General features: G+C 41.0%; 10 protein-coding genes. 6 read left to right on the forward strand and 4 right to left on the reverse strand.

What is annotated here, in order from left to right; genetic code table 11:
• The first annotated feature begins 326 nt into the window (after window positions 1–326).
• The 3 genes from V7K42_RS10925 to V7K42_RS10935 all read left to right on the forward strand — a co-directional run bounded on the left by V7K42_RS10925 (window position 327) and on the right by V7K42_RS10935 (window position 2,272).
• Window positions 327–1,286: a Sll0314/Alr1548 family TPR repeat-containing protein gene (locus V7K42_RS10925; protein ID WP_334916037.1), complete on the forward strand. Its 960-nt coding sequence runs from the start codon at window positions 327–329 to the stop codon at window positions 1,284–1,286.
• Between the two features lie 93 nt (window positions 1,287–1,379).
• The gene (locus tag V7K42_RS10930) at window positions 1,380–1,832 is read left to right on the forward strand and encodes a DUF3531 family protein (RefSeq protein WP_094333058.1); all 453 of its coding nucleotides are present in this window, start codon (window positions 1,380–1,382) and stop codon (window positions 1,830–1,832) included.
• Window positions 1,833–1,840: 8 nt separating this feature from the next.
• Window positions 1,841–2,272 (forward strand): NUDIX hydrolase, encoded by a 432-nt coding sequence (locus V7K42_RS10935; protein ID WP_334916038.1) that lies wholly within the window; start codon window positions 1,841–1,843, stop codon window positions 2,270–2,272.
• A 58-nt stretch (window positions 2,273–2,330) separates the two neighbouring features.
• Here V7K42_RS10935 and V7K42_RS10940 read toward each other — a convergent pair whose 3' ends face one another.
• Together V7K42_RS10940 and mfd are read right to left on the reverse strand one after the other, a co-directional pair.
• The gene (locus tag V7K42_RS10940; RefSeq protein WP_334916039.1) at window positions 2,331–2,699 is read right to left on the reverse strand and encodes a GNAT family N-acetyltransferase; all 369 of its coding nucleotides are present in this window, start codon (window positions 2,697–2,699) and stop codon (window positions 2,331–2,333) included.
• 175 nt (window positions 2,700–2,874) lie between these two features.
• On the reverse strand, window positions 2,875–6,423 hold the full coding sequence (gene mfd, locus V7K42_RS10945; RefSeq protein ID WP_334916040.1) for a transcription-repair coupling factor: 3,549 nt from the start codon (window positions 6,421–6,423) through the stop codon (window positions 2,875–2,877).
• A 239-nt stretch (window positions 6,424–6,662) separates the two neighbouring features.
• On the opposite strand from mfd, the gene V7K42_RS10950 reads away from it, so the two are divergent.
• Window positions 6,663–7,991, forward strand: coding sequence for a hemolysin family protein (locus V7K42_RS10950; RefSeq protein WP_334916042.1), 1,329 nt, complete (start codon window positions 6,663–6,665; stop codon window positions 7,989–7,991).
• 92 nt (window positions 7,992–8,083) lie between these two features.
• Here V7K42_RS10950 and V7K42_RS10955 read toward each other — a convergent pair whose 3' ends face one another.
• Window positions 8,084–9,265 carry an aldo/keto reductase gene (locus tag V7K42_RS10955; RefSeq protein ID WP_334916044.1) on the reverse strand — a complete coding sequence of 394 codons (1,182 nt, stop codon included), beginning with the start codon at window positions 9,263–9,265 and terminating at the stop codon, window positions 8,084–8,086.
• Window positions 9,266–9,573: 308 nt separating this feature from the next.
• A complete protein-coding gene (locus V7K42_RS10960) occupies window positions 9,574–15,486 on the reverse strand; it encodes an amino acid adenylation domain-containing protein (protein ID WP_334916046.1) in 5,913 nt (1,970 codons plus the stop codon).
• A 1,526-nt stretch (window positions 15,487–17,012) separates the two neighbouring features.
• Between V7K42_RS10960 and V7K42_RS10965 the strand changes: the two genes are divergently transcribed.
• Both V7K42_RS10965 and V7K42_RS10970 read left to right on the forward strand, forming a co-directional pair.
• The gene (locus V7K42_RS10965; protein ID WP_334916048.1) at window positions 17,013–18,455 is read left to right on the forward strand and encodes a sugar transferase; all 1,443 of its coding nucleotides are present in this window, start codon (window positions 17,013–17,015) and stop codon (window positions 18,453–18,455) included.
• Window positions 18,456–18,658: 203 nt separating this feature from the next.
• Window positions 18,659–20,092 (forward strand): oligosaccharide flippase family protein, encoded by a 1,434-nt coding sequence (locus tag V7K42_RS10970; protein ID WP_334916050.1) that lies wholly within the window; start codon window positions 18,659–18,661, stop codon window positions 20,090–20,092.
• Window positions 20,093–20,166 lie beyond the last annotated feature (74 nt).

A 20,166-nucleotide genomic window follows, 5' to 3' on the forward strand; every position in this document is an offset into this window, starting at 1 on the left:
ACCCTAAATCCGGATTTCTCACCACATTTCGATTAAGCCTGTGCTTGAGCAGAGGAGCAGGGGAGCAGGGGAGCAGGGGAGCAGGGGAGCAGGGGAGCAGGGGAGAGTTCAAATACCAAGTTCTTTCCCCTCTGCCCCTCTCAAGCTTGTGAGAAATGCGGGTAAAAACTTTGGCTATGACGAGCCTGGAAACATGGAAAAATTACCAAAGTTAACCTTTATATAAGAAAATTTGGGTTGAGGCAGAGGCAAATTAGAATTAATCATTTTTTGCATTCTAAGTAACACATACAACTATTTCAACCGCAATTATTCTGAGGGTTAAAATGACTAAAAGGTTCTATCCGTCTCAATTAGTAGTGCCTACGAGACTCACTACCCTTGCTCAGACTGCTTTTGGTGCTGCGTTCGCCTTTGGCGTTGCCCCTTGGGTAATCGCACTTAATCTGTGGATAAACCCTTCACTAGCTGGCGATCCCTTTCGCAATAGCGAACCTCATCAAATTGGCGACCAAACAGAAGCAGGTTTTAAGGCAATTTTCCAACAGGGCAACTATCCAGCAGCAGAGCGTTATCTACAACAGGCAATATCTAAAGAGCCAAATGAACCTCTAGCTTACGCGATGAAAGCATCTTTGGCATACGGAAATAAAGATTGGGCTAAACTAGATATCTACAGTCAGAAAACTCTAGAAAGCGGGCAAAAACTGATTCCCAACAATCCATTGCGTGGTAATTTATACACTGCTGTTGGTCATTTTTTAGAGGGAGCATTAATTCTCACCCGCCAGGGCACTGTCAACGGTGTGCCCCAAGCTTTTAGTCGGCTGCGGCAAGTTTATGAATATTTAGACAAAGCCGAAGCAATTTCTGCCAACGATCCAGAACTGAATTTAATTAAGGGTTATATGGATTTACTTTTGGCGGTTAATTTGCCTTTTGCTAGTCCCGATCGGGCAATTGAACGTTTAGAAAAGAATGCTGCTCCTGGGTATCTTGTGGATCGGGGTATCGCTCTTGCTTACCGGGATTTAAAACGATATCCACAGGCACTAGAATATGTGAATCGGGCGCTCAAAACCACATCTGATAATCCAGAAATTTATTATCTCAAAGCCCAAATCCTGAAAAACCTGGGGCAAAGAGAAAAAAGCCAGCAGATGATCCGGGAAGCGATCGCTAATTTTGACAAAGCGTTGACTAAAAAATCTCAACTCCCAGGCGATTTAGTCAAACAAATTCAGAGTGAACGCAAAAATGCTGTTAGCCTAAGTAATGCTGGGTAATTGAGCATTAGGGTAAGACGAGAAGAATTTTTTCTCCTATTTTCTGCTTTAATATGCTTATTTCCAGAAGAGTACTAGAGATATTAGACCAAAATGGAGATTCAGTTCCGCGAAATTAATCCTTTTGATATGTGGATTTGGCTGAAATTCAGCACAAATCCTTCTGCGCGTGAAAAGCAGTATGTAGAAGAAGTTTTCAATTCCTGGTTTTATCTGGGTAAATTAGGTGCATTTAATGCAGAGAACCTCCAGGTGCAGGACACTGGACTCGATATCAGCTACATGAATTATGATGAACAAGGGTATGACAAAAGCTTGTTAGCACTGATGCACAATATCGGTGAGTTTGAATATGAGGGACAGTGGGGGCGTTGTTGGTTTGACTTAGGAACCAGTGATGCGATCGCATTGGATATTTTACTCAACGCTCTCACCCAGCTAAGTCAGGAATATGTGACCATTGAAGAATTGTACATCGGCGGCGAGAATCCAGATTGGCCTATTGAGGATAGTGAAAGTCGTCCTCAATCTATTTATGATAATTAGTTACCAAAATGAATAAAGCAGGCGAAATTCGGGTAATAGCCTTGGGGCTAATTCGGGATGGCGAACGCATATTTCTTTCTGAAGGCTACGATCCCGTAAAGCAAGAAACATTTTATCGGGCTTTGGGCGGTGGGGTTGATTTTGGCGAAACCAGCCACGCCGCCTTAGAACGGGAATTTCAAGAGGAAATTCAGGCAGACTTAACGAATATTAAATATCTCGGTTGTATAGAAAACCTGTTTACATTTAATGGTAGGCAAGGTCATGAAATTATTCAGCTTTATCAATGTGACTTTGTTGATTCAAAATTTTATCAACTGGAAAGTTTAGTTTTTTCCGAATCACAACATCATAAACATAAAGCGTTATGGATAGATATATCTCGCTTGAAATCAGGAGAATTAAAATTAGTACCTGAAGTATTTTTTGAATATTTATAAATTATCTGGAAATCGCACTCAACAAAGACACAATATACTGATTGAGACTAACGCCTGGTTAAATCAGAGCGATCGCTAACATCTTGCCGTAACTGGGTGAGGTGAATTTACTCATATTGATGTCACGGTCAGCAGACAGATAAGCCATTGCCTGATTCCAAATTTTCATCCCCAATCCAAGCCCACGAAACTGCGGCTTCACAATGTAAAAACCAAGAAAGCCGAAATAGCGGTCGTAAGCTACAGCAGAAATACATCCCACAGGCTCACCGTTCAACTCACCCAAGAAAAAACCGCGCTCGTCAGTTTGATAAAAAGATTCAGCATCATACCTGCCTGGATTCCAGCCTTCGGCTGCTGCCCAACTAATCGCCAAGTCCACTTCCGACCTGTTCATTGGGCGAAGGATGAAGTTGTCTATGGTCATAACATGTTTTTACTGCTGGGCTGTCAATTATTTAAAGTCGCTTTGGCAAGCATAATGATAACTCTTAACATTTTTATACTTAATAGCTGTATGGTGCTTGCTTTGTTTATTGCCTCAGTGTTGTTTTTGTATTCAGAAAAAGTCAGGTCTAGCCGAGAAACTTGAGCAAAATGGATCAAACACCAACCGCCTCTGGAATCGCACCCTGCATTCTCCCGAAAGCATCAATCAAATTCTGCAATTGTTGATCTGCTTTAAATACTCCTAACCCGCGCACCGTCACTTTACCAGGAGAATACACAAACCGCGTCTTGAGATTGTCTGGTAAATTCCCTGCCAACAAATTCCAAGCTGGTTCCTCCATTGGCGTTTCTAAAACAACGTGCTGCTTGTTTTCTGGTTTAATCCGGCTAAATCCGAGTTTTTTCGCTAGCTGTTTGAGTTCCATGACTCGCAAAAGTTGATTTGCCGACACTGGTAAAGTACCATAGCGATCGCTCCACTCGGCGGCAATCTGCTTTAATTCTGATTTAGATTTAGCTGTGGCCACTGCCCGATAAGCACTCATCTTTTGATCCAAATCGGTAATGTAATCTGCTGGGATAAATGCCGTCAAATTGAGATCGATCTGCGTATCCTCCACTTTCGGAATTTCTTGACCTCGGATTTCCCGAATTGCTTCTTCCAGCATTTCCATGTATAAATCGAAGCCGATGGCATCCATTTGACCGGATTGTTCTGCACCTAGCAAGTTACCCACGCCTCTGATTTCCATGTCGCGCATCGCTAGCTGATATCCAGAACCTAACTGAGTAAATTCTTGAATTGCTCTTAAACGTTGCCTGGCTGCATCAGATAACGTCCGTTGCTTCGGATAAAATAACCAAGCATGAGCTTGGATACCTGCGCGTCCCACACGACCGCGTAATTGATACAACTGTGCTAATCCAAAGCGGTGAGCATCTTCAATCAAAATCGTGTTGACTCGCGGAATATCTAAGCCAGATTCAATAATTGTCGTACAAACGAGGATATCTGCGTCACCATTGCTGAAGGTGAGCATGGTTGATTCTAACTCGCTTTCATCCATTTGACCGTGAGCGATCGCAAACCTAGCTCCCGGTATCACTTCTCGTAAATTGGCTGTTGTCTCCTCAATGCCATCTACTCGTGGAACTACATAAAAAACCTGTCCACCTCTGTCTAATTCTTGACGAATTGCACTGCGGATGCTTTCGGAATTTATCGGTGAAAGATGGGTTTTAATTGCTCGTCTAGTTGGAGGTGGTGTGGTAATCAAACTCATTTCCCGAATTCCCGACAAAGACATATACAAAGTCCGGGGAATGGGAGTCGCGGAGAGGGTAAGCACATCCACTTGAGTTTTCAAGCTTTTAATTTTCTCTTTCTGGTTTACCCCAAACCGTTGTTCTTCATCCACCACCAACAGTCCTAAATCCCGGAACATCACACCTTTACCCAAAAGTTGCTGTGTACCAACAACTACATCTAGTTCACCCGTTGCCAATCGCTTTTGAATATCGCGGCGTTCTTCAGCCGAACGAAAACGGTTGAGCAAACCGACATTTACGGGGTAGGGTGCAAAACGTTCTTTAAGTGTATGGTAATGCTGCTGTGTTAAAATCGTTGTTGGCGCAAGGAGTGCCACTTGTTTCCCGGCGGTGACTGCTTTGAAAATAGCACGAATCGCCACTTCCGTCTTTCCGAAACCGACATCGCCACAAACTAAGCGATCCATTGGGCGATCGCTTTCCATGTCGCGTTTGACATCTTGGACAGCTTTGAGTTGATCCGTCGTGGGTTGGTAGGGGAAAGAATCTTCCAATTCTTCCTGCCAAGGCATATCACCTGGAAAGCTAAAACCTTGTTGTTGCGATCGCGCTGCATACAATTTCAACAAGTCCACCGCCAATTTTCTGATGGCTTTGCGGACTTTATTCTTGGTATTTTCCCAAGCTTTACCAGTCATCCGATTGAGTTCCGGTGCTTTATCACCTCCGGCGCGGAACCGAGATAAAGCGCCCACTTGATCGGCTGCGACTCTGAGTAACCCATCAGCATACTGCACCGCCAAATAATCACGGGTTTCGTTATTAATCGTCAAACTTTCCAGCTTGACAAATTTGCCAACACCATGATTTCTGTGAACTACATAATCGCCTGGACGCAGTTTATTGGGATCGACTTGCTTAGAAGTAGCTTTGTGGCGCTTACGGATATAGCCGGGAGTCGCCAAGGAATGCTGTCCAAAAAATTCCCGATCTGTGACGATTACTATTCGGTATGTCGGGAGAATAAAACCTTCGAGTTCCGCAAGACCAGAATATTTCAGCGCTATGGGAGTATGGTTAATTTGCAGCTTATCGATCGCTTGGTAGTCGCGGGGATTGGGGATAAACTGAGCCGGACAATCATGTTCTTGCAACAGCGAGACGGAACGCGAAGGTTGAGCAGAAAGCAGCCAGATCGAGAAATTGCGATCGCGTTCTTGGCGGATGGTTTCAGCTAGTTTCGCAAACTGGTGCGGCGTAACTGGAAGCGATCGGCTAGAAAGGTTGATCCCGCTATTTTCCTCTGACAGTTCCGATAAATATAGTGTTTTAAATTTGGTGATATCAGCCAAACACTCATCAAAAGACCGATGAATTTTCGGTACTTGGTTAAATTCTTCCCCAGTCCCCAGTCTCCATTGTTCCTGGGCATTTTCTACCCAGCGATCGCTATGAGCATGGCACTGTTCTGGCTCATCAATAGCAATCAAGGTATTTTCTGATAAATAATTTAGCAAAGACGCTGGCTGCTCGAAAGCCAACCCCAAAAAGCGACGACTACCTTCCAATAGTGATGAGTTCTCAGTCCTAAGTTCTGAGTCAGAATTTAACTCATAACTCTTAACTGCTAACTCAGAATTATTCTTAAGTGCTGCCATCACGATAGGAGCAAAGCTAGTGGGGGTAAGAATTAACTGCTCAACTTTATCAAGAGCGGAACGTTGTGTTGCAGGGTCAAATTCACGTATTTGCTCGATTTCATCGCCAAACCATTCTAGCCGGACTGGAAACTCAGATGAAACTGGGAACACATCAACAATATCACCCCGCCGGCTCCATTGCCCTTCCATTTCCACTAGAGGTACTCGGTCGTACCCCAGAATCGTTATTTTCTCACTGAAGACATTCAAATCTAATTCCATCCCTCGTTTCAGGGTAAGACAGAATTGCCCAAAAGCCTCTGGTGGTGGTAAATGTGGTTGCAGCGCCCCTTGAGTAGCCACGATCGCTAAATTTGTCATTTGTGCTTTGTCATTTGTCCTTTGTCCTTGGTTTGTTTCTAATGACAACTGACTAATGACCAATGACTCTTGATTTTTACGCAAATCTGCTAGTACCTGCATTTGTCCCCAACTCATCTCAGTTTCTGGGTCAAAAGGTTCGTAGGGAGAAGCCTCGGAGGTGGGGTAAAAATGTACGGTTTGCCATCCCATCGCCTCTAATTGTGCATAAACGCGTCCAGCTTCTTCCAGGGTGGCGCAAACCACAAATAAATCCTTACCCTGAGCTTGCGCCAATGCTGAAGCTACCAAACCCTTCGGCAATCGAGAAATGCCATTTAACCGCAATTCTTGTTGTCGGTTTAGCTTAGAAATAAATTCAGTGGTGAGCGGCGATCGCGCTAAGGCACGCACAATAGAAGAAAATGACATAAGTACTACTAGCGGTGGGAGTCTTGTGAGCCAGAAAATCTTGAGGCAGTTTATGTCAACTATTTTAAAAGTGTTGACAGCCTTCTTCTTATTTCGGTGGAAGCATAATTCACAGCAACTAATAGACTTAAGAACTATAACTACTACTTTGTGTACAGTCAAAGCATTTCTAGAAGCACCTTTAATACTGGATACTAGGTATTGAGCTACATTCGCTCTGAGAAGCGGCAATTTTAAACATGTCCCCCATCACTTTTGAAATTTTAATCATTTTGGTGCTAATTATTGCCAATGGCGTGTTTTCTATGTCTGAGATGGCAATTGTCTCAGCCCGGAAAGTCAGGCTACAACAGCTTGCTAATCAAGGAGATGCCAAGGCAAGAGTAGCATTGAAACTCGCTGAGTCTCCAAATCATTTCCTGTCAACCGTTCAAGTAGGTATTTCCCTAATCGGTATCCTGACTGGTGCTTTTGGAGGAGCAACAATTGCCAGTCGCTTGGCAGTTTATGTAAAACTTGTCCCTTTGTTAGCACCTTATAGTGAACCGCTCTCCTTCGGAATAGTGGTTTTACTGATTACCTATTTCTCACTCATTGTTGGCGAATTAGTACCAAAGCGTCTGGCATTAAATAATCCAGAAAGGATTGCTTCGATTGTAGCGATTCCCATGCAAGCCTTGGCTGCGATCGCTTCTCCAGTAGTCTTTTTATTAAGCGCTTCGACAGATTTGATCTTGCGAGTGCTGGGAATTACAGCTTCTACCGAGCCGCAAGTCACCGAAGAAGAGATTAAAATCTTAATTGAGCAAGGGACGGAGGCGGGAACCTTTGAGGAAGCCGAACAGGATATGGTAGAGCGAGTTTTTCGTTTAGGCGATCGCCCCGTCAGCTACTTAATGACACCTCGTCCCGATATCGTCTGGTTAGACTTAGACGACTCTGCCGAAGAAAATCGCCAAAAAATGGTTGATAGCGCCTATTCTCGATATCCAGTTTGTCAGGCGGGACTTGACAATGTGTTGGGTGTGATCCCCGTCACCGATTTATTAGCCAGGAGTTTCCGAGGAGAACCGCTAGACTTGACAGTGGGATTGCGACAGCCCGTATTCGTGCCAGAAAGCACGCGTGGTTTGAAAGTTTTAGAATTGTTCAAGCAAACCATCACTCACATGGCGCTAGTCGTAGACGAATACGGCGTGATTCAAGGATTAGTCACTCTCAACGACATTATGAGTGAAATCGTGGGTGATGTTCCTTCAACAGATGGACAGGATCAACCCCAAGCTGTGCAACGCGAAGATGGTTCCTGGCTTTTAGATGGGATGTTGCCTGTAGAGGAGTTTTTAGAACTTTTTGGTATGGAACAGTGGGAATCCGAGGAACGCGGCAGTTATCAAACCTTGGGCGGTTTTGTCATCACCCATTTAGGGCGTATTCCTGCCGCAGCAGATCATTTTGAATGGCAAAGTATGCGAATTGAAGTGATGGATATGGATGGGAACCGCGTTGATAAGGTGCTAGTCGTACCGAAGGTAGCTAAATTAGCAGATCCGAAAAAATCTGACTAGGGATCGTTGAGAAGTTGGGAGAGACGCGATTAATCGCGTCTGTACAGGAGTTTGGAGTTATTTATTGCCCAATAATCCCAATCCCCAATTCATCAAGTCTTAGATAGACGTTTGACCTCCTCACCTGCCAACATCTGATGCGCTTGCTCCAGAAATTGTGGGATTTTATCCGCGTGGGGATTGTGGGCGAGACATGGCCGCAAGTTTAATTCGTCTAGCCGATCGGCTTTATTACCAGGAAACCAATGACCGCCATTACCAAGTAAGTTGTAGCGCATTTTTGCATAATCTACTAGATCGTAAGCGATCGCTAAATTTCGCAGCCACAAAATCACCCGAATATTTACCTCGCCGGGGGTTTCGTCAAAAGTCGGTAAATTTGTTTCCCAGGATTTTACCCAATTTTCTCCCAAAGTAGCGATCGCTTCTGACTCCAACCTTGCTAAAATTGCTGGCAAAATTTCTGATGCCCGATCTACTAACTCTAAAGTCTTTAGGTGTTCATCAAAATCTTCTGGTTTTGCTGCTCCTACACTCAGAGTATGTACCTCTTGATGACTCAAACAAAACAAATCATTAAACACCATTGGACTCAAGGGGGCGCAAAGATTCACTAATTTTTCTGGAGGTTCATATAACAAACCTCCTTTATTAGATGGACTAATAATAAACACCCCCATATCGTGGCGTTTAGCTGCTTCAATTGCTGCCCAATTCCATTGATTAATGTAGTACCAATGCAGGTTCACATAATCAAATAGATTGGTATTAATTGTTTGCACAATTATATCTGTTGATCCGTGGGTAGAAAAGCCAATAAATCTAACTTTTCCCTCTGCTTGCAATTGCTGGGCTACTTCCAAACAGCCACCGGGACGAATGCTATAGTCTAATGACTCAGTATGGTTGATCCCGTGTAACCCTAAAAGATCAACATAATCTAGCTGGAGATTTTGTAATGATTTTTCAAATGTTTCGCGGAATTCTTTCGCATCTTCCTTTGGGTTTATTTTGGTCTGAACAATCAACTTTTCACGGGGAAGCTGGGGTAAAATTCTTCCCAATTGCATTTCAGAAGTTCCATAACCACGAGCAGTTTCAATGTGATTAATTCCAACCTCGACTGCCCTTCTAATCGTCGCTTCTAGATTCGCCTGACTATCAGCAGGAATTTCATTATTGGGAACATCGTCCCATTTGAACTGATATCTCATGCCACCGCAGGAAAACACTGGCATTTGTAATTCTGTGCGTCCAAATCGTCTATATAGCATCAGTAGATTGTGGATTGCTTACTAACTTAAAATCTTAAAATGACGGTCATTCAAGCCTACAGTGCCACAATAACTACCTCTGTTCAATTTGTAACATCTGCAAGATTCATCGCATATTAAATCGGTCAGGTCTTTTGGTTATTGGACTACGACCAGGATTCCAGTTCCACATCATAATTATCTTATCCTAGTTGCCACTAGCAAGGGTTTTTCGATTATTCTCCCAATTGATTTTTAGACTAAGAAACAACAAAACGACCCAGCAATGCTGAGTTGTGTGAAGGTAAACTGAGGGAAGGGAATTGAAATTAATTTTCTGGAGACTGTGCCTGAGTTAAGCAATTTCTCAATGTTTCGGCTAACACTTGTACATGGGGTTCTTTAAGTATCTCAAGATGAGATCCGGGAATGTAATCGACATCTAATCCCCCAAGCACTAAGTTGTTCCAGCCGAATTGAGGATCGTATTGTGTGCCTACAGCTTCGTCCCGATTTTTATCTTCTGTCCGCAAGAGAATAGCCCGACCCAGGTAAGGTAAAAGGATATATTCACTCATGGCTTGAATGTTAGTATCTATAATCTTTAAGTGCTTGTCAGTTTGAGGTAAATAAAGTGCGTTTTCTAAGTAACGCTTATATCTATTTTGGAGATGCTGCTTGCGCCAATAGCTCCATTTCATAACCTGTTGCAAAAGGTAAATTGGCCCTTGTTGAACTATGTTATTTAAATGCAAAAAAAGTCGCTTGGTAAATGGCGCTCGCCAACTATAACCTGGAAGACAGGTATCAAGCATAACTAGAATACCAACTTGTTTGCCTTGCTTTTGCAGTTGCCGAGCCATCTCAAAAGCAACTACCCCTCCAAAAGAATAACCTCCCAGAAAATAAGGCCCATTAGGCTGAAGGATCTGAATTTCTTGAATATAATGGGCTGCCATATCTTCAACCCGCCTATGGAAGGGGTGTTTTTCATCTAGTCCTTGTGGCTGTAGTCCGTAGAATGGTTGATCTGAACCTAGATGCAGTGCTAATTCACGGAAACACAACACTTCTCCACCCAGTCCGTGAATGCAGAAAAAAGGAGGCTTGGAACCGTTGGCTTGAATTTCTACCAGGGATGACCAGCTAGATTTTGATTCGTCTAAGGTATTTACTAAAGCCTTGTTTTTTACCACACCTTCTTCAGAGATTATTTTGGCTAGAGCCTCTATAGTCCCTGACTGAAACAGAATGGCAAGAGGCAGATTTTTATTAAATGTCTTCTCAATTTGCCAAAACAGTTTTACTGCTAATATCGAGTGTCCTCCTAACTCAAAGAAGTTATCTCTGACACCGATGGGCTGGACACCTAAAATTTGTTCCCAAATTTTGGTTAGTTGCAATTCTAATCGATCGCGGGGAGCAAGATATGTTTTTTCTAAATCAAGCCTTGTTGAGTCTGGTGCTGGTAAAGCGCGGCGGTCGATTTTGCCGTTGGGGGTTAGGGGTAGGGTGTCTAGTAAAACGAAAGCACTAGGCACCATATATTCTGGCAGTTGCTGTTTGAGGAAGTGACGCAGTTCGTCTGTGTTTAATGTCTGTTCTGGGTGAGGAACAATGTAGGCAACTAGTCGCTGGTTTTCTGGATTATCAACTTTAGCTGTAACGACAGTTTGCTGTATGCTGGGATGTTGCGCTATTAAAGCTTCAATTTCTCCAAGTTCAATGCGGAAACCACGAATTTTTACCTGATGATCGATTCTACCGATGTATTCAATATTTCCATCGGGAAGATAGCGAACTAAATCTCCAGTTTTATAAAGTTTTTCGCCTTCTTTAAAAGGATGGGAAATAAATCGCTCGGCTGTTAAGTCGGGACGGTTGAGATAGCCTTTAGCAACTCCAATACCACCAATATAAAGTTCGCCGTTTGCACCCAACGGAACTGCTTGCAGATGAGAGTCAAGAATATATAGTTGAGTGTTAGCGATCGCTCTACCAATTGGTACACTTTTTAAGTTGCTCTCGCTTTGACACTGCCAAAATGTGACATCAATTGCCGCTTCGGTAGGGCCATAGAGGTTGTGTAGTTCGCATTCCATCCGGTCAAAAAACCGCTCTTGGAGTTCAACAGGCAAGGCTTCTCCACTACAAAATACCCGTTTTAAAGGCTGACAACGTTCTAGACCTTTGGTTTCTAGAAATATCTGCAACATCGAGGGGACAAAGTGCAGTGTTGTAATTTCCTCTTGGATGATGGTGTTAACTAGGTAAGTCGCATCTCGCTGTCCCCCTGGTTGAGCCATCACTAAACGCGCCCCTGTCAATAGTGGCCAGAAAAACTCCCAAACGGAAACGTCGAAACTAAAAGGCGTTTTCTGAAGAACCCGATCGATTCCAGTTAACTTATAAGCATCTTGCATCCACAGTAAGCGATTACAAATTCCCTGATGGCTATTCATCGCGCCCTTTGGTTTACCGGTGGAACCAGAGGTGTAAATTACATAAGCTAAATCCAGAGGCTTGACCCTTGAATTGGGATTGTGACTGCTTTGTTGAGAAATGATTTCCCAGTCAGTATCCAGACAAACTTTTTGGCTACTTGTAGGGAGGCGATCGACTAAATCCCTTTGGCTTAATAGTACTGCGGCTTGACAATCGCCTAGCATATATGTTATACGCTCTTGAGGATATTCGGGATCGATAGGTACATAAGCACCACCAGCTTTGAGAATCCCTAACAGTCCGACTACCATTTCTAAGGAACGCTCAATACAAATGGCTACGAGTACATTTGGCTGGACTCCACAAGTTTGCAAGTAGTGTGCTAGTTGATTGGCGCGATTATTCAGCTCGCGATAGGTAAAGTGCTTGTCTGCAAATTTTACAGCGATCGCATCTGGTGTTTTCTCTACCTGCGCTTCAAATAACTGATGTAGACATTGAGATAAATCATAGTCAATTTGAGTATTATTCCACCCGACTAGTAGCTGATGCTGTTCAGGCGCTGTTAACAGAGGTAAATCGCAAATATGCTGTTCTGGGTTAGCGACGATCCCCTCAAGTAAGGTTTGGAAATGCCCTAGCATTCGAGCGATCGTTGTTGCATCGAATAAATCTGTGTTGTATTCAATTCCACCTTTGATCCCCTGTGAAGTTTCTGTCAAATCGAGGGTAAGCTCAAACTTGGCAGCGCCGTTATGAACTTCTAGAGGGGTAATGGTCAATTTTGGAAGTTCCCAGAGTTCCTTTGGGGTATTGTGAAAGGCAAACATTACCTGAAACAGTGGCGAGTGGCTCATGTCTCGCTCTGGCTGTAGTTCTTCTACTAGCTTCTCGAAGGGTAGGTCTTGGTGGGCATAAGCTCCTAATGTTACTTCTCGAACTTGACTAAGTAACTGTCGGAAACTTGGGTTGTCTGCCAGGTTAGTTCGGATGGCGAGGGTATTGACAAAGAAACCAATCAACCCTTCGGTTTCAACTTGGTTGCGGCCAGCAATGGGAGAACCAATGAGAATGTCTTCTTGCCCAGTATAGCGGTGTAGGACTGTCCCAAAAGCCGCCAGCAATGTCATGAAAAGGGTGACACCTTGCTGATGGGAGAATTCCTTGAGCGATGCACTCAGATACTGGGGTAAGATCAGGGATTGCACCGCTCCCTGGTAAGTTTGGACTGGTGGCCGTGGTCGGTCTGTTGGTAATTCTAATACAGTATTAGCACCTGCTAACTGGGTTTTCCAATAGTTGATTTGGCTGGAGAGTTTTTCACCTGATAGCCATTGGTGTAGCCAGACAGCAAAATCGCTATACTGAATGGGCAATTTTGACAATGGAGAAGACTTTCCACTCAAAAAAGCTTCATAAACGGCTGCTAATTGCTGCCAAAAAATGTTTATTGACCAGCCATCTGAGGCGATATGGTGCATGACCAACAAGAGTATATGCTCTTGTTGGTCTATTTGGAGCAAGGTAGCTCGCAGCATCAAGTCAGATTCTAAGTTAAAGGGGTGTTGGGCCTCTTCACTTAGGAGACATTCCACTTGCTCCTCTTTCACCTCAATTATTTTGAGTTCCACTGGTCGAGGCGTGCCAATTACTTGTATGGGGCTACCATCAAGTGATGTAATAAAGTTTGTTCTCAGTGCTTCGTGATGGACAACGATCGCATCTAGTGACTGTTGTAATACACCAATGTTTAACTTACCCCTTAAGCGCTGTGCATTCGAGAGGATATATGCTCGACTGTCGGGTTGCAACTGCTGCAAAAACCACACTCGCTGCTGGGCAAAGGATAAAGGGAGTGATTCTCGGTTGGTTATTTGGGGAATAGTTTGATTTTGGGGATCGTTTTCTTGACTCTCGTTTTGGGTAAACGCTTGAGCTAAAGTAGCGATCGTTGGATTCTCAAATAAGAGTTGTAAGGGTATTTCTCTTTGAAAAGCTTGGCGAACCCGAGACATCACTTGAGTTGCCAGTAATGAATGACCTCCCAATTCAAAAAAATTATCGTGAATACCTACTTGTTCCAGACGCAAAACTTTCGCCCAGATGCTAGCTAACACCTCTTCTCTAGCATTCTGGGGTGGAACAAAATTAGTTGACACCAAATCAGATGTATGCGGTGCAGGTAAAGCGCTACGGTCTATTTTGCCGTTAGGGTTTAATGGCAAGGTGTCCAAAAAGACAAAAGAGGCAGGCACCATATATTCAGGCAACCGACCTTGTAAAAAGCGACGCAATTCAACCTGGCTAGGAATTTGCTCTGGCTTGGCAACAATATATGCTACAAGTTGCTTGTCACCAGGAACATCCTCTCTGGCTATAACTAGAGTCCTTGTCAGTGATGGATGTTGGCTTAATATCGCTTCAATTTCTCCTAATTCAATTCGGAAGCCACGAATCTTCACCTGGTAGTCAATACGACCGAGAAACTCGATATTACCGTCTGGTAGGAAACGGGCTAAATCCCCAGTTTTGTAAAGATGTGCCCCAACTTCAGAGCTAAAAGGGTGGAAAATGAACTTCTCTGCGGTCAATTCAGGACGGTTAAGATAGCCTCGCGCTAGACCAATACCGCCAATGTGCAGTTCACCTGATTCACCAACAGGTACAGGCTGCAAATTTTCATCAAGGATGTGAATCTCTGCATTGGTGATGGGGCGACCAATGGGAGCAATAGTATAATTAGTGCCGCGTTGACAAGTCCAGAAAGTGGTATCAATAGAAGCTTCTGTCGGGCCATAGCAATTATGGAGAACATTGTCCAAATTCAGTTGAGCAAAAAAGCGTTCTATAAGTTCGGTAGGTAAAGCCTCACCACCGCAGGTAATATGCCTAATGAATCGGCAATTCTCAATACCTTTCTCTTCCAGTAAGACACGTAGTATGGAAGGCACTAAGGCCAGAACAGTGATTTGCTGCTCGGTAATCACCTTCACAAGGTAGGCAGTGTCTTGATGTCCACCAGGGCGAGCTACGATCAATTGTCCCCCAAAACACAATGGCCAGAATATCTGCCATACTGAAGGGTCGAAGCTAAAAGAAATGGTCAGTAAAACTTTGTCTGCCTGAGTTAATCCAAAGGTTGTTTGCTTCCAGTAAAGTTGATTGCAGATCCCACGGTGAGGGATCATTACACCTTTGGGCTGTCCTGTAGAACCTGATGTGTAGATTACATATATGAGATTATCAGCCGTCGTTTCATTTACAAGATTTTCTAGACTGTTTTGGATATTCCCTTGCCAGTCTGAGTCTAGACAAACCACTTGTGCTTGATGCGGTGGTAGGTTCTTGACCAATTTTTCTTGGGTTAATAATACTGGTGTCTGTGTATCTTCTAAGATGAAGGTTAAACGCTCTGGGGGATACGCGGGATCTAAAGGCACATAAGCGCCCCCAGCTTTGAGAATACCCAGTATTCCTACGATCATCTCCAAGGAGCGTTCCAGGCAAATCCCCACAAGTACTTCAGGCCCAACGCCTAAAGCACGTAGATGGTGAGCTAGTTGATTCGCGCGTTTGTTTAACTGTTGATAGGTAAGTTGTGTATCTTCAAATACTACTGCAATAGATTCAGGCGATCGCTCAACTTGCATCTCAAATATCTGATGGATGCACATATCTTGACGATCGGCTGCTTGGGTGTTCTTCCATTCCTGTAGAACTTGAGTGCCGATAATGTGAGTGAAGCTATTTAACTGAGTATTTTGCTTATACTCTGAAGTCTCGCTATCTATCTGCATTTTTTATCTATCAGCTCCATCAGGAAATAGGATTTTATTAATTTATTTACTATCGTAGAAACTGGACATTAACTTTCTCAGTATAGAAGCTTGAGGCTACATAAACAAAGACCTCGCTGGTCTTAAGAGCGTGATGGTAAGCGAACGGTTTCTGTTTTGCAGTACCCAGGATAATACATACATTTTCAAAAATATTTAGTATTTATAGAGTTGTCACTAATCTATTAGATCGTTTTATACTTAATATAAATAAATACAATATGTTTACGCAATATCTTATTTTTCCAATAAGACTTTCAAATCCAAAAATACATTACTGCATTGCTGAATTACGCCCATAGAGAAACATTTGTATTTACAGCTTGACTTTAGTTGACAATTTTTTGTGTTTTATATACATAATATGTTGGTTAGCTTAAACATAGTGCTGACAAGAATTTATCCTTTTTTCTTAAAATTTACTTGAGGAAAAAATAATTATTACCGAATCTTCATGGTGTTTGTTTATATATAAAAATCGTGTAAAGCCATAATTATTATTTGCTTAGGTAATTGAGTAGCTTGCAAAAACACTTGCTACTATATAAGGGAAGCCTACTTACACAAAAAGCAGAATAATCAAGGATTAAAAGCCCATATAGGAGGTTTTGTTCTAAAAGCCTTGGCTTTTAATTATCGGATTTGGTATGAAATTAGACATTTAAACAAGCTCAAAGTCTTCAGCTTTTGAGAGACAATATTAAAGTTGCCTAAAATGTGAGTGATTTAGACACAGAAAATTTTATCGAAAAAATTGACTTTCTGGGATGGTAAAAATGTCTATAATGCAGACATAACATAAATCTCCAGATATCAAACATTATTGATATTACCTTTGATACCTTAAAATTTATTTCTCATTAATCTGTAACAAATACTCATAAAACGAACAAAGTTTAACTATGATATCAATGACATCAACTTATGTAAAGTTTTGTAACAATAGACAAATTTTTGATGCTTTTTGTTATAAGTTATGTATGTAAGTTTTGCTAATCAGTAATTATGCGTAAACAAACAGATAACTTCTAAGCACAACTGAGTTAGTATAGCTAAACGTGCTACAGTAAGTTCAGAAAAAGTGCTATCCTAGCGAATAATAAAGTATAACTCTGCGACAGAAGTGTGGTAGTTCGGTTTAATTATTACGTACGTAACTTAAAAATCTCAATATTTTTACCTGAGCTACTTGCTTATTAACATCAGGAATCTATTCAACCATAAGTGAACTCACCAACAAATCCTTCTTTAGCACCTAAAGCTCAAAATTTCTAGACTAAACCGAATTATATCCTCTAATAAAAACTAAGTACCTGGGTAGTAAACGCACTCAAGCCAACTCTGAGAAAATGTTTTTGATAAAGAACTGTAAAGTTACTCCTAAGTTACTCCTAAGGACAAAATCCTTGCATAGCAAAAATGTGAGATACCCAACTTTTTTTATATAAAATTCAATCAATCTTTAACTACACCAAGTGTTGCTAACTATGAGTAATCAAAGCATTACAACAAATAAATTCAGTGAAGTACCTTTGGATTTACGCGCATCTTCATTTGTCAGAGTCCGTAAGGGTTCCTGGTGGTTGAGATTAACAACATTGTTTTTAGTAGACTATACTCTTTTATCCTTAGCATGGATTTTAGCCGGATATCAGTCTTCTTATGATAGTTTTAATTGGTATATACCAAGCAATTATTTACCTATTTTTATAACTATTGGCATTCAAATAGGATCGTTAGCTCTCGAAGGTATTTATCGAGAAGGTCAAAAACGCTATGACTATTTCAATATTATAAAATCCCTAACTTTTGCTCATGGATTAATACTCCTAGTTTCTTTTTTGTACAAACCAGTAATTGATATTACACGTCCAAAATTAATATTATTCTCTTGGTTACTAAGCATATTTTTTATTTGTAGCGGTAGATATGCTGTTAACCTTACTCTTGAATATCTGCGGAAGCAGAAAAAAATAGTTCGTTCTTCTGTTTTCATTATTTGTGATTCTCAAGAGCATGAGCAAATTGCTAGCTTTATAAAAAAAGAGAAGCATTACATTGTATCTGGAACAGCTAATGCTAGCTCATTAGACAGATATCAACGTCAAAAAACATTGAGTCAACTTAATGAGTTGGGTGTAACAGAAGTTTTTATCTCTTGGGATGCTCTAAAAAATAGAATGTTTTTATGCTGGTTATTTCAAGCCTCTGGCATCCAAGTACATATTTTACCGATGGAATTAAAACCAATTTATAGAAATGTAGAATTTAGCAAAATAGGAGGAATGCCTTGTCTAAATTTAGATTGCCCGATAATTACAGGTAAAGATTTTTGGATAAAACGTAGTTGTGATTTCTGTTTTTCAACTTTGTTCGTAATGTTTTTATTCCCTATTTATGTAGCTATAGCTATAGCTATCAAACTGGACTCTCCTGGCACAGTATTTTATAGGCAAACTCGTATAGGCTTACATGGGCAACAGTTTAAAGTATGGAAATTTCGAACTATGAGGTCTGATGCAGAAAAATTGCAGAAAGAACTAGAAGCTTTAAATGAAACTAAAGATGGAATTATCTTTAAAATTAAAGACGACCCTCGGATTACCCGTGTTGGAAAATTTCTCCGTCGTTACAGCTTAGACGAATTACCCCAACTTTTTAACGTTATCCTTGGAGAAATGAGCATAGTCGGCCCTCGCCCTTTACCTACTAGAGACGTAGATAAGTTTTCTGAACATCATTTTATTCGGCATGAAGTTTTACCTGGCATTACAGGTCTTTGGCAAGTCTCAGGTCGCTCAGATATTGTAGATTTTGAACAAGTTATAAATCTTGATCTGAACTACATTGAAAATTGGTCGCTTGGTTTAGACTTTGAAATTCTACTCAAAACAGTTATGGTGGTTTTGAAAAAAGAAGGTGCTTACTAAGGTCAGAAAAACAAAATAATAGTGGAAACTAGATAATTATAGTCGTTTATGTATAGATGCAAATATTACAATTCACACTATAATTTTTATCTAGTTAAATTTAGATTTTTCTACTTTACTGTAGTGATTAGTTAAATGGCAATGACAGAATTTCGTTTTGGTGATTCAAAATGAACTGATTAAGCTTAATTAAAAATTTTAGAATGGTAGAAAAGTATAAATTCATAAGTAATTCTATTTCAATGATAGTTAATCGATTAGTACAAAGCATTACAGCTTTCGTATTAACCTCTGCCATTGCTCGTACTCTGGGAGCTGAAGCCTTAGGACAGTATCTACTAGCGTATAGTTACTACTTCATATTTGTGGGCATTGCTTCACAAGGTCTAAAGACATTGTTTACTAGAGAACTAGCCCGTGAGCCAGAAAGAACACCAGTTTATTTAATGAGTGGTACCTGGCTGCAATTAATATTTAGTTTCTTTAGTTATGGGGCGTTGGTGATTGTAGTTTTTTTACTTCCCTATAGTTCCAAAACATCGACTATTTGCTACATCATGGGCTTGACGATAATTCCTTTTGCACTTTCTAACATCACGGAGGCGGTTTTTCAAGCCCAAGAAAAGATGCATTTGATTGCCATCGCTACAGTCCCAGTGTATATCCTACGCATCATAATAATGATCTGGGCGATGCGACTAAAATACGGAATTGAATATTTAGGATGGATTTTATGTTTTTCAGAAACACTAATTTTGGTCATTGAATGGATTTTTATCACCCGTTTCGTCAAAATACAATGGCAGGTTGATGGTAATTTTATATTTAATACAATTAAAATTGCCCGGACATTTTTTGCTATTGAAGCAATAGCTGTAGTTAGTGGTAGAATTCAAATTTTGATTCTTTCCTTATTAGGAAATGAGTTTTTAGTAGGGCTATTTGGTGGGATAGCACAATTACTACAACCATTTTTAATTATTGCTAATAGTATAACTTTAGCAATGTTCCCTAGACTTTCAAAAGCCGTAGCTCAAGGACGCGAGCAACAGAGGCGGATCACTGAGAACATGATTGAAATCCTATTAATGATGGCATTACCATTATTTCTGGGACTGTTATTTTTCGGCAAAGATTTACTAATTTTTGTTTATGATCCTAGCTTTGCTCAGGCAAATTTAGCTCTTAGCTTAAGTGCTGTATCATTGATTCTATTGCCCTTTATACGCTCATTATCCTATCTACTTGTGGCTAATGGTTTCGAGATAGTGAACCTGCGTGAAGTAGTTATTACCACTACAATAGGAAGTTTAATTGGTGTGGCATTAGTTTCACAATATCAGTTACTAGGTGCAGCTTTCATGGCATTATTAATGACTATTAGTGGTTTTATCCAGTATATTTACTTCACTTATACTCGCTTATTCTCATTAAATTTATGGCGAATTATATGTCGACCCTTACTCATAAGCCTTTTAATGGTACCTATATTTATCTTATTGCAAAAATTTAGCTTAAATTTTCTATTCACTTTACTTGTAGCAACTGGTGTATATAGTTTATTTATGATTTATCTAGGTATTCGTGCGTTTGGTGGGTTTCGTTTTTTGTGGATAAAATTTTTAAAAGAATCGTAATTGTTTTAATTTAAGATTCTACCAATAATTTATACAAATTTGTTGAGTAAAAAATTTACGTAAGAATATAATTT

The sequence above is a fragment of the Nostoc sp. genome, from assembly GCF_036917455.1.
In the GTDB taxonomy this organism is placed as follows: domain Bacteria; phylum Cyanobacteriota; class Cyanobacteriia; order Cyanobacteriales; family Nostocaceae; genus Nostoc.

What these genes read in the sequence shown, in the direction of transcription:
- V7K42_RS10925 (WP_334916037.1), top strand. Translation starts at nt 327, where the DNA reads ATGACTAAAAGGTTCTATCCGTCTCAATTAGTAGTGCCTACGAGACTC.
- V7K42_RS10930 (WP_094333058.1), top strand. Translation starts at nt 1,380, where the DNA reads ATGGAGATTCAGTTCCGCGAAATTAATCCTTTTGATATGTGGATTTGG.
- V7K42_RS10935 (WP_334916038.1), top strand. Translation starts at nt 1,841, where the DNA reads ATGAATAAAGCAGGCGAAATTCGGGTAATAGCCTTGGGGCTAATTCGG.
- V7K42_RS10940 (WP_334916039.1), bottom strand. Translation starts at nt 2,699, where the DNA reads ATGACCATAGACAACTTCATCCTTCGCCCAATGAACAGGTCGGAAGTG.
- mfd (WP_334916040.1), bottom strand. Translation starts at nt 6,423, where the DNA reads ATGTCATTTTCTTCTATTGTGCGTGCCTTAGCGCGATCGCCGCTCACC.
- V7K42_RS10950 (WP_334916042.1), top strand. Translation starts at nt 6,663, where the DNA reads ATGTCCCCCATCACTTTTGAAATTTTAATCATTTTGGTGCTAATTATT.
- V7K42_RS10955 (WP_334916044.1), bottom strand. Translation starts at nt 9,265, where the DNA reads ATGCTATATAGACGATTTGGACGCACAGAATTACAAATGCCAGTGTTT.
- V7K42_RS10960 (WP_334916046.1), bottom strand. Translation starts at nt 15,486, where the DNA reads ATGCAGATAGATAGCGAGACTTCAGAGTATAAGCAAAATACTCAGTTA.
- V7K42_RS10965 (WP_334916048.1), top strand. Translation starts at nt 17,013, where the DNA reads ATGAGTAATCAAAGCATTACAACAAATAAATTCAGTGAAGTACCTTTG.
- V7K42_RS10970 (WP_334916050.1), top strand. Translation starts at nt 18,659, where the DNA reads ATGGTAGAAAAGTATAAATTCATAAGTAATTCTATTTCAATGATAGTT.